Source organism: [Phormidium] sp. LEGE 05292, assembly GCF_015207735.1.
Taxonomy (GTDB): domain Bacteria; phylum Cyanobacteriota; class Cyanobacteriia; order Cyanobacteriales; family Aerosakkonemataceae; genus Floridanema.
The window spans coordinates 20,665-33,357 of sequence record NZ_JADEWG010000037.1; the positions used below are offsets into that span (position 1 = coordinate 20,665).

Genomic DNA, 12,693 nt, shown 5'->3' on the forward strand with positions numbered 1-12,693 from the left:
TCCTCGAAGATTTTGCCAACTTGCCGTTATAGTACGTGCAAGCGACATTTTATCATGGTTATTCCAGGATGGGCAGCGTATATATAGAATTCTTGAATATTTACAATACTTTGAACAAACAGAACTTACACACCGATAAAAGACGTAGGGGAGGTAGAACCTCCCAAATATCGTTACCAGGTTCAACCTGGTAACGAAAACAGAGGCTCTGCTCAGGAGTGCAAAATCTCAGTCTACAGATCAAAATCTAAGCAGTAGCTTCTGCGGGTTCTTCTTCTGCTTCAGCTTTAGTGGAAACCTCTTCCAGCTTAATTGTCAGGTAACGAATTACTTCTTCACTCAAGCGCATCGCTCTTTCCAGGGGAGCAACGACATTACCTTTTGCTTGGTAATTCATTTGCACATAGATACCATCGCGTTGTCTATTGATTTCGTAGGCTAAACGGTGTTTACCACGCAGTTGAACGTTGATATCTTGAGCACCTTGATCTCGCAACATACTCTGATACTTTTCTACCGCCTGATTTACTTGCTCATCTAATAAATCAGGACGCAAAATATACATTGTTTCGTAGCTATTCATAGTTCTCCCCTTTTGGACAACAAGGCCGCTTTTGGCAACAGCCTCCAGCAGCAAGGATCTTTCATTCTACCATTGATGACCTAAGCTTGAGCAAGTAGATTTATCTGGGGAATCAATCTAAAATCTACTATCTACAATAGACATCTCCAAAAAAGTAGAGACGTTGTATACAACGTCTCTACTTCAAGGGTTCGGTGCGTTAGCACCTTTACTTTGTGGAGATGTCTATCTAAATTCGGATGAGTGTGGTTGTAATGGCATCGAATAAAATTCAGAAGTTAAGACCATGAATAAAGACTATTCCATTTTCTCACCTGTACAAAAGTTTATGATAACGTGGCTGCTAGTATTAGCAGCTAGTTGGGCGACTTTAGTAACAGTTGGTTATGTCGGCGAATTAGTCAGCGTTTTCCTGACAGCTGCACTGCTGGCATTTTTATTTAACTACCCGGTGAAAGTGTTACAAAAATTTTTACCTAGAACTTTAGCCGTAGCATTAGTTTATTTAGCAGCAATTGTCGCGATTATTTTTATCGGTCTTACGGTAGTACCACCCGTGTTTAATCAAGGAGTACAATTAGTCACTAATTTACCTTCTTTGGTACAATCAGGACGCGAACAATTAGACAATTTTCAAGTTTGGAGCGCCGAGCATAATTTGCCATTTGATGTCCGAATTTTAGCTTCTCAATTATTATCTAGAGTCCAAGCTCAAGCTGAAGTAATTGCCAGTAAAGGTTTAGGTTTAGTAGTTGGTACCTTTAACTGGTTTATCGACTTAATATTCATTCTGGTAATCTCTTTTTATATGCTAATTGATGGAGAAAGAGTTTGGGGAGGAATCACCAGTTTTTTATCACCTATAGTTAGCCAAGTATTGACTGAATCTCTACAAAAGAATCTGCAAAAATTCATTTCAGGTCAGTTACTTTTAGGCTTATTTATGGCAATAATGTTATCAGTTGCCTTTTGGCTACTAAAAGTACCATTCTTCCTTTTATTTGCCGTTTTTATTGGCTTAATGGAAGTGATTCCTTTTGTGGGTGCAACTTTAGGAATTGGTACTATAGTAATTGTTGTAGCGTTTATTAATTGGTGGTTAGCACTGGAAGTTTTGGGAGTTTCACTTATAATTCAACAGATTAAAGACAATTTAATCTCTCCCAGATTAATGGGAGGATTAACCGGATTTTCGCCAGTAATTCTTTTCCTTGCGTTATTATTAGGATCTAAATTTGGTGGCTTATTAGGTGTAGTTTTAGCAATTCCTTTAACTGGTGTGATTAAAAGTATTGCGGAAATTGTTTTTGATCCTGATTTACCACCACAAACAGGATCGTTTTTTAATAATCCCTTTGATGATGATAAAGAGCATTTACTTTTAGATAGTTCGGCTGTGGAAAAAGATAAATTTTAATGTTGATTCTGAAAATCAGGAATTTGGTAATGAATCGATGTTTTAAAACTAAATGTTTAATGGGTACATAACGGTGTACAGTATGTTCGAGAAATGCTTTCACCCAAGTGGCGTTAAAATTTTTAATTCCTCTAAAGTGGTAAAGTAATCCTTCAGTTTAGTTGTTAAAATCGTTTTACCAAGTTGGTAAGTAGAAATCATTGAGCGAAAATACATTGCTTCTTGAAGCAATGGACTTGTGGTGTCGTCACTGCATAGAATACTTTGTAATAAAGTTGTTCCCGCACGTTGGTTACCACAGATGAAAAAATAAGTCATAATAATCTCACTTCCTCTTGCTAGATTCTTAAGTTTTGAGTAAGTTAAATTTAATTTTTTTTCACAAATTTACAAATTAATTAATACTGCTATGTCAGCCACAATTTCTCTAGTTATAATCACCTACAACCGGGAACATTATTTAAGTGCTGCTATTGAAAGTGTTCTAGCACAAACTAAGCATGACTTCGAGTTATTAATTTGGGACGATGGTTCTACGGATAATTCTGTAGAAATTGCCCAAAATTATGCTAAAAACGATCGCCGAATCAGGGTAATTGCTGGGAAACATCAAGGAGAAACTCTATCCCGAAAAGCAGCGATTTCCCAAACTACAGGCGAGTATTTAGGATGGGTAGATAGTGATGATTTACTTGCGCCTACAGCATTAGAAGAAACTGCGTCAGTACTTGATTTTTATCCAGCAGTAGGTTTAGTTTATACCGATTATTTCGATATTTCTGCCAGAGGCGAAATTATTGGTTATGGAGAACGTTGTAGGATTCCTTATTCTCCTGAAGGTTTATTGCTCGATTTTATGACTTTTCATTTCCGCTTGTTTCGCCGTTCTGTTTTTGAACAAGTAGGAGGTATTGACGAATCAGTTAAGTATGCACCTGATTATGATTTATGTTTGAAAATTTCGGAAGTTACGCAAATAAGACATATAAATAAACCGCTTTACTATTATCGAAATCATAGCGAAAGCATCACGCAGCGACAACAGTTGCAAGTGATTCGCGCTTCTCAAAAAATTATTACACAGGCATTAGAAAGACGGGGATTGAGCGATCGCATTTCTCTAAATGTACAACTCGAAGAAATCAACGGACAAATTCAAAGTAAATTTTATTTAATTAACGAACCAAACCCAGAAAAACCCTATCCCAAAACCGAGAAAAAACATAAAATTCTCACCTGTGCATTTTTCCTGTCTTCCCTAACCTTATTTAATATTAATCCAGCTTTCGCTCAATCGATCGTTCCCGCCAAAGATGGTACAAACACTATTGTTAACCCCCAAGGAAATCGCTTTGACATTACAGGCGGACAACGCTCGAGAGATGGTGCAAATTTATTCCACAGTTTTACCAAATTTGGACTGGATAACCTACAGATTGCCAACTTTTTATCTCAACCAAACATTCGGAACATTCTTGCCAGAGTTAACGGTGGCGAAATCTCCTATATTAACGGTTTAATTCAAGTAACAGGTGGCAATTCTAATCTGTTTTTAATGAATCCTTCAGGAGTTGTCTTTGGCGGAAATGCTCGTTTAAATGTCCCCGCAGCTTTTACCGCAACTACCGCCAACGGTATTGGTTTTGGTAATAATTGGTTTAACGCAACTGGTAATAATAATTATCCTGCATTAATTGGTAATCCTAATGCCTTTGCCTTTACCATGCCACAACCAGGAGCAATTATAAACTCCGGGGATTTAGCAGTAGGATTAAGTCAAGATTTAAACTTATTAGCAGGAACAGTTATTAATACTGGAACCTTAACCGCACCCCAAGGAAATATTACGGTTACTGCGGTTCCTGGTAATAGTTTAGTCAGACTTTCGCAACCGGGATTCTTGTTGAGCTTAGAAATTCAACCAATAGGGAACAGCGTCACTCAACCCAATGATTTTAACTTACCTATTGCTAGCTTACCGCAAATGTTAACTGGTGGAAATGGCGGTAACGCAACAGGAGTTACTGTTAACCCAGATGGTAGTGTTGAACTCACAGGTTCAGGAATTCGCATTCCCACCGCAGGAAATACAGCAATAGCTTCAGGCAAAATTGATGCTTCTGGAGAAACAGGTGGCAACATCAATATTTTGGGAGACAAAATTGGCGTAATTAATGCCAATATTAACGCTTCTGGAACTAAAGATGGTGGTAATGTACGCATTGGTGGTGATTATAAAGGACAAGGTAATTTACCAAATGCTTCCCGTGTTTTGATTAGTAATGACACCATTATTAACGTCGATAGTTCCACTTCGGGTAATGGTGGAAAAGTAATTGTTTGGAGCGATAAAGCAACCGCTTTTAATGGCAAAATTAGTGCCAAAGGTGGCAATAATTCTGGTGACGGGGGATTTGTAGAAATTTCCAGTGCTGATGTTTTAATTTTTAACGGCGACGTAAATACTTCTGCACCTAACGGTAAAACAGGAACCCTGTTACTTGATCCTTCTTCATTAAATATCGTAGATACTATTGGAGGTGGAAATCAAGACAGTAACCTTATTAGTGATAATCAAATATTAGCTGGCGATCCAGATATCACAAATTTCCAGGGTACAAATACTGTTAGTTGGGCAGCAATTGCTAGTTTAGGAGGTGGTGCCAATGTAGTTTTAGAAGCGACAGGAGACATCACAATTGGTAATGTTACAGGTTTAACAAGCGGTGTAACTACAAACAATTTAGTAGACTTAAAATTAGACACTGGTAGTTTACGAATTACTTCTACAAATGGTTCAGTTAATTTTCAAGATGTGTCCGATGAAATTCGTACTCAAGGTGGGGCAATTACCGTTCAAGCATTAGGAGGAAAATTAACAGGTGGTAGCTTCAATACAACAGGAACAACAGGGAGTAACACTGGAAATGTAAATCTAGAAGCAAAAGCTGAATTGGAAATTAGTCGAGTAACCACTGGTGGAGGAGATATTAACATTACCAGTGGTGGTGTGATGAATTTTAATGAATTAATTAACTCCTCTTCTAGCACAAAAAATGGCGGAAATATAACAATAAAAAGTGGAAATGATATCAACTTGCGGGTTGTGGACTCATCTTCTGCTAATGGTAAAGGTGGCAACATTAATGTTACAGCAAATAAAAATGTATTGTTGAATAATGAAGTAAAATCAAGTGGTACTAATGGTGGAGGTGACATTAGTATTATTAGTACTGGTGGTGCGATTAGTAGTGGTGCTGGGTATGGAAATATCCTTGCTCAAGGAGGAAGTGGGGTTGGAGGAAATGTCAGTCTTAAAGCTGTTACTAAGATTGATTTAAGTGCGATCGATACTTTTGGTGAAGCGGGTAGAGGAAATATTTTACTTACCGGGAATGAGATTAATTTCGGTGACTCAGTTAGAGGTGGTGTAGTTACTTTAGAACCTTCTCCCACAACAGAAGCAATTAGAATTGCTGGCGATGAAATTGATAATACCGATGTTTTAGATATCTCGCCAAATGACTTAAATAAATTAGTTGATATTGACCAATTAATTATTGGTAGTACTCAAGGTAGTGGCGATATTACTGTTGATGCCGCAGGTGCTACATTCAATAATTCAGTAACAATTCAATCAGGTACAGGTAATATTAAAGCTAATGGTGAATTAGCTGCATTTAACAAAGGTAAAATTACATTAATCACAGGTGGCAATATTAGCACTAAAAATATTACTGCTACTGGGGAAATTAAAATTACTAGTACAGGTGGCAACATTGATACTAGCGGCGGAAAATTAGACACTTCAAATGAAGGTGAAACAGGCTCTATTTTCCTGAATGCAACAGGTAATATTACTACAGGAGATATCATTACCACTAACGTTGGTAGCGGCAATTCTGGAGATGTGAGTTTAATTAGTAGTGGTGGCACAATTAATACTACAGGCGGAAAAATTGACACTACTACTACTGGAAATGCTGGAGGAGCAGTGCTTCTTAATTCCCCTGTTAATATCATTTCCGGTGACATTGTAACTAAGGGAGTGACTGCTGGAGGAAATGTAAATTTCAATGGTAAAGTTACCTTAAATAAAGATGTAAAAATTGATACTGGCGCAGGTGTTTCTGGTGATATTAACTTTACTGGTAAAGTTGATGGTACGCAACAATTAAGCCTAGAAGCTGGTACAGGTACGATTAGATTTAATGCTATTGTGGGAGATATAATTCCATTAGGAAAACTCGATATTGCTAGTGCTGGAAATATTGAATTATCTGGTAGCATTACTACTAATAATAGCGATATTAACTTTAATGCTCCGGTAACAGTATTAGGAACATCAATTTTAAACGCTGGTACTGCGACAATTAATATTAATAAGCAATTGGTTGCTGGTAGTAATCAACTCACTTTTACCGCCGATAAAATTAATTTTAATGGAGGAGCAGCTTCGGTTAGTGGTACCAATAAATTAATTCTACAACCTGCAACTTCCAACTTAGATATTAATATTGGTGGTAGCAGTCAATCAACCATTACATCTGCGTTAGATTTGACATTCTCTGATATTAACGCTTTAACAAATGGTTTTAGTTCTATAGTTATAGGTCGAGATAATAGTAGTGGCACAATAAATATAATTGGTAATGTTACCTTTAATGACCCGGTAATTTTGCAATCTCCAGTAGGCACAGGTAATATAAAAAACACAGGTTTTAGTATTACTGGAACAGATGATACTAGTGTTACTTTACTAGCGAATTTAGATATTAATACTGGTAATGTTATTGCACCCAAAGGAATTACTATTACTAGCAGTAATGGAGCAATTAACACTCAGTTAGGCACTTTAGATGCTACGTCTATTACTGGAAATGGAAGTGCAATTACACTCAACGCAAAAAGTAACATTATTACTAAAGATATTCTTTCTAAAACAAGTGCTTCTGCTAAAGGCGGCAATATTTCTATTACCAGTAATGCTGGATTCATTGACACTTCATCGGGAATTTTAGACGCTGCTTCTGCAAGTGGTATTGCTGGTGATGTTAGCTTAAGCGCACCGAATGGAGTCACAGTTGGTGCAATTAATGCTAATGGTTTATCAGGAACGGGAAATATTAGTTTAACCAGCGATAAAATTAGTTTTACCGGAGCAGCTAATTCTATTAAAGGTAAAGGTAATTTACTGCTTCAACCTTTCACAGCTAGTCAAAATTTAGACATTTCCACAGTTAATTTCAATGTCTTTGCAGAAGGTTTTGCTGGGATTACTATTGGTGCAGGAAATGGTAGTGGTGTAATTACTATACCAAATACGATCGCATTTAGCGACCCAGTAATTATTCAATCTCCTAATGGTCAAATTATCGTCAATGGTGCGATTACTGGAACAGATGATTCCTCTATTACTTTAAGTGGAAAAAGTAATTTAAATGCAAATATTACCACTGTCGATCGAGATATTAACCTTAAAGGTAGCGTTATATTAGGCAAAGATGTCACCCTCAGCACAGGTGTAACTGCTGGTGGTAATATTTCTGTTGATGGCACAATAGATGGTAATCAAAAACTCACTTTAGAAACAGGTACAGGAGATATTAATTTAAATGGTGCAGTGGGAAGTTCAACTCCTTTGAATGATTTTGTGATTGATAGTTCTAAAAATGTTACTGCCAAATCAATTACCGCAGCAAGCATCACCCAAAAAGCAGGAACAGGAGTAACAACATTAGGAGATTTAAACACCAATAGCGCCAGTGGAATTAATCTGACAGGTAATAGTTTTGTTTTTAACGGTAAAGTAACAACGACAAACAATGGCGGATTTACGATTAGTAATGCCAGTCCAATGACTTTGAATGCGGCAATTTTTAATCTAGATGGAGCATTTAAACAAGTTGGAGAAGGAGCAGTTTCTTTAGCAGGGAAACTAACAACTACCAACGATGACATCAGTTTCAAAAGTGCTGTTACTCTGATTGGAGACACTAGTTTAGATACTGGTGCAGGAATTGGAGATATTACTTTTAACAATCCTGTCGATGGCAAAGCTAATTTAACTTTAAATGCTGGAATTGGGAAGATTAATTTAGCTGGTGCAGTTGGAAGTAATCAGCGAATTGGTGATTTAGTTATTGACAGCGCCAGCGATGTCAATGCTAATACAATTACCGCAGCAAGCATCACCCAAAAAGCAGGAACAGGAGTAACAACATTAGGAGATTTAAACACCAATAGCGCCAGTGGAATTAATTTGACAGGTAATAGCTTTGTTTTTAACGGTAAAGTAACAACGACAAACAATGGCGGATTTACGATTAGTAATGCCAGTCCAATGACTTTGAATGCGGCAATTTTTAATCTAGATGGTGCATTTAAACAAGTTGGAGAAGGAGCAGTTTCTTTAGCAGGAAAACTAACAACTACCAACGATGACATCAGTTTCAAAAGTGCCGTGACTTTGATTGGAGACACTAGTTTAGATACTGGTGCAGGGATTGGAGATATTACTTTTAACAATCCTGTCGATGGCAAAGCTAATTTAACTTTAAATGCTGGAATTGGGAAGATTAATTTAGCTGGTGCAGTTGGAAGTAATCAGCGAATTGGTGATTTAGTTATTGACAGCGCCAGCGATGTCAATGCTAATACAATTACCGCAGCAAGCATCACCCAAAAAGCAGGAACAGGAGTAACAACATTAGGAGATTTAAACACCAATAGCGCCAGTGGAATTAATTTGACAGGTAATAGCTTTGTTTTCAATGGCAAAGTAACAACGACAAACAATGGCGGATTAACAATTAGTAATGCCAGTCCAATAAATTTAAATGCGGCAATTTTTAATTTAGATGGTGCATTTAAACAAGTTGGAGAAGGCGCAGTTTCTTTAGCAGGAAAACTAACAACTACCAACGATGACATCAGTTTCAAAAGTGCTGTCACTCTGATTGGAGACACTACTTTAGATACTGGTGTAGGGATTGGAGATATTACTTTTAACAATCCTGTCGATGGCAAAGCTAATTTAACTTTAAATGCTGGAATTGGGAAGATTAATTTAGCTGGTGCAGTTGGAAGTAACACGCGAATTGGTGATTTAGTTATTGAAAATGTCAGCGATGTCAATGCTAATGCAATTACCGCAGCAAGCATTACTCTAAAATCGGTAACTGGTGTAACTAATTTAGGAGCTTTAGATACTAATAGTCCCCAAGGTATTAACTTTAATGGTAATATTATTAATTTAAATGCTACAATTACAGCGACTAACAATGGTGGTTTAACTATTAATAATAGTGGCGTTTTGAACTTTAAAGGCGATATTAATTTAGATGGTGCGTTTAATCAAATAGGTACTGGTGAAGTTTTAGGTTTGGGAAGTATTACTACAACTAATGATGATATCAGATTTAATAGTTTTATAACTTTAACGGGAGAGACAAAATTTAATCCTGGTACAGGTGCGATCGCATTCAATTCCGGTTTATTTGCTGGTGCTAACTCTCTCACTTTAAGAGCAGGGGAAGTGATTTTTGGTGGTAAGGTTACTGGTACTGGTAATTTAATTTTAGAACCAGCAGATCCAAATCAATCAATTGCGATCGCAGATATTATTCCTGGTGCATTTAACCTCTCAGCTAGCACTTTAGCTAACTTAGAAAATGGCTTTAATTCCATTATTATTGGACGTATAGATGGAACGGGATTAGTATCAATTAAAGAAGTGACATTTAATGACCCGATTACAATTCGATCGGGAAGTGGCACAATTAATGTTAATGGTGCTATTCTCGGCAAAGATAATGCTTCTATTACCTTAGATGGTACACTATTAAATCTAAATGCTAATATTTCCACAGAGAATCAAAATATTACTTTAGGTCGAGCAATTCAGTTAGGTAACGCTCTCACAATTAGCACAGGTTTAGGAGCAGGTGATATTACTTTCAATGGTTCAGTAGATGGCGCTAAACAGCTAAATTTAGTTGCAGGTAGCGGCAACATTCGCTTTAATGCAGCTGTTGGCAAAAACTCACCTTTAAGCAAATTAGATATTACTAATGCTAGCAATGTTTTTGTTTCCCAAGGTATCAATACTGTTAGCGACTTGTCTATTAATGCACCAGTAATTCTTACAGACAACGCTGTTTTTAGTACGGGAAATGGCAGCATAACTTTTGGTAATACAGTAGATAGTGAAGTTGGAAAAGCTAATAATTTAACTTTATCTGCTGTCACTGGTAATGTTACTTTTAATGGTGCAGTTGGTAGTAAAGGTCAAGAAATTGGCAATATTGTAATTAATAACGCCAAAGATTTAACAGTCAATTCCACAATTAAAGCGCAACAATTACAGCTTAATGCGGGGACTGGCAATGTTAATTTAAAAGGAAATATTACCACCAATGGAGCCGGAGTGGGATTAAATACAGCTGGCAATATTCGGACTAGCAATATAACTGCAAAAGGCGGAAATATTTCGGCTAATAGTCAAAATGGTATTGTTGAAACTGGTAATTTAGATGCTTCTAATACTGGAATCGGGGGAACTATTACTCTGATTTCACCAAAAGCTATAACTACCGGGAATTTAACCGCGACAGGAGTAGAAAAAGGCGGTACAGTAATTGTTAAATCTGGCGATCGCATTACCACAGCTAACATCGATGTTAGTGCTACGATCGGTGATGGTGGAACAGTATTTATCGATCCTCCAAATGATGTGCAAATCGGGTTTATTAATGCTCAAGGAGGAAGTCAAGGAACTGGTGGTAAAGTTGACATCACAACAGATAGGTTATTCCGTTCAACCGCGACTTTTATTGATAACAAAGGTGTAAGTAGTAGTATTTCTACTACTGGCGGAATCGGAAATGGTTCGATTATTATTCGTCATGGTGGCGGTTCTTTAAAAACACCTTTTGTAGTAGGAAATGCTAGCAAAAATGGCACTGCGGGATCTTTAACAACGGGAGCAGATACTATTATTCCTGTTCAAAGTTTTATAGGTTCTTATACTTTAGGAAACATCCAAATTATTACTAAGGATTTCCCTGTTAATCCCATAATCAATGAAATTGCACAAATAATTCAACAACAGCAAGATATTTCTAATATACCTGGAATTCCTATCACTCAAGTTCCCCCAGTTCCGATTGATTCCATATTGGGAGTAACAGAAGAAAACTTTTCTCAAGAATTTGCAGCTTATTTAGGTTTAACAGTTAATAATAACATTAAAAGTCTGGAAGAAATTAGGAATCAATTGCGACGAAACGAACAAGAAACTGGTGTGCGATCGGCAATTTTTTATATAATTTTTAGTCGAGGAAAACAGGGAGAAGAAGCACTTGTAACCTGTCCTCCTGATCCTGGTACTAGAGTGCAAAATAATGAATTACAAACCGAAAATTGTCAAGCAAAAGATAGTGATCGCGTCGAACTATTCCTAATCACACCAGAAGGCGAACCAATACGTTTTCCCATTTCCAATGTAACCAAAGAACAAATAATTGCCTTGGCTAGACAATTGCAAATGGAAGTAACCGATCGCTCAAAATTGAATACCACCAGTTACTTAGCTCCCGCACAAGAACTCTATAAAATATTGATAGCTCCTGTTGAAGGTAAATTACAGGAACGGAAAATTAACAACTTAATTTTTATTCCCGATGCAGGCTTAAGATCGTTACCATTAGCAGCTTTACATGATGGTAAAGGATTTATTGTCGAACGTTACAGTGTTTCCTTAATGCCAAGTTTTAGCTTAACTAATCCCCAGTTTTATAACTTAAAAAACTCTACAGTATTAGCAATGGGAGCCTCAACATTTCAAGAACAAGCTCCCTTACCAGCAGTACCAATAGAACTATCTACTATTGCTAATCAACTCTGGTCAGGAAAAATTTCCTTAAACGAAGCTTTTACCGTAAATAATCTCAACACTCAACGCAATAGTGGTAAATTTGAAATTGTCCACCTAGCTACCCACGCCGAATTTAGACCAGGAACTCCCAGCAATTCTTACATTCAATTTTGGGATGAAAAATTAGGATTAGATCAAGTAAGAAACGTGAAATGGAACGATCCTCCTGTGCAACTATTAGTATTAAGTGCTTGTCGCACAGCATTAGGTGATAAACAAGTAGAATTAGGTTTTGCAGGTATAGCAATTCAAGCCGGAGTACAATCAGCTTTAGCAAGTTTGTGGTACGTATCCGACCAAGGTACCTTAGCATTAATGACCGAATTTTATGAACAACTAAAAACCGCTCCTATTCGCGCCGAAGCACTCAGACGCGCTCAAGTAGCAATGATTCAGGGAGAAGTAGTAGTAAATAATAACGAACTAGAAGGCATAGGACAAACAGGAATTTCCTTACCCCCCGAACTGAGACAATTAGGGAAAGTTAACTTCTCACACCCCTATTATTGGTCAGGCTTTACTTTGATTGGCAACCCTTGGTAAGTCGGCGCAGTATACTGTACAAACATAATTTTTGTCTCTTCCTTTGGGAAGAATTACAAAAAAATATGCCTTTTGATTCTCCCCTTATATATGGTTCTTGCATTACCTTGTTAAAAGACCAAATAGCGAAATACGGATAGCTTGTCTACAATCAAGACGGATCTGTTTTACTGTTTGAGCAACCTAAAATCGATTCGGTTCACAGCAAATCAA

Annotated in this window: 4 protein-coding genes; 2 read left to right on the forward strand and 2 right to left on the reverse strand. The window is 37.1% G+C overall.

Annotated features, from left to right (window positions below):
- Positions 1–247 precede the first annotated feature (247 nt).
- Positions 248–583, reverse strand: coding sequence for a 30S ribosomal protein S6 (gene rpsF / locus IQ264_RS12835; RefSeq protein WP_193981178.1), 336 nt, complete (start codon positions 581–583; stop codon positions 248–250).
- Between the two features lie 286 nt (positions 584–869).
- Here rpsF and IQ264_RS12840 point away from each other — a divergent pair, with 286 nt between their 5' ends.
- On the forward strand, positions 870–2,000 hold the full coding sequence (locus tag IQ264_RS12840) for an AI-2E family transporter (protein ID WP_193981179.1): 1,131 nt from the start codon (positions 870–872) through the stop codon (positions 1,998–2,000).
- 99 nt (positions 2,001–2,099) lie between these two features.
- Here IQ264_RS12840 and IQ264_RS12845 read toward each other — a convergent pair whose 3' ends face one another.
- Complete coding sequence (locus IQ264_RS12845; protein ID WP_193981180.1) at positions 2,100–2,318, reverse strand: hypothetical protein; 219 nt, start codon at positions 2,316–2,318, stop codon at positions 2,100–2,102.
- A 91-nt stretch (positions 2,319–2,409) separates the two neighbouring features.
- On the opposite strand from IQ264_RS12845, the gene IQ264_RS12850 reads away from it, so the two are divergent.
- Complete coding sequence (locus IQ264_RS12850; protein ID WP_193981181.1) at positions 2,410–12,480, forward strand: CHAT domain-containing protein; 10,071 nt, start codon at positions 2,410–2,412, stop codon at positions 12,478–12,480.
- Positions 12,481–12,693 lie beyond the last annotated feature (213 nt).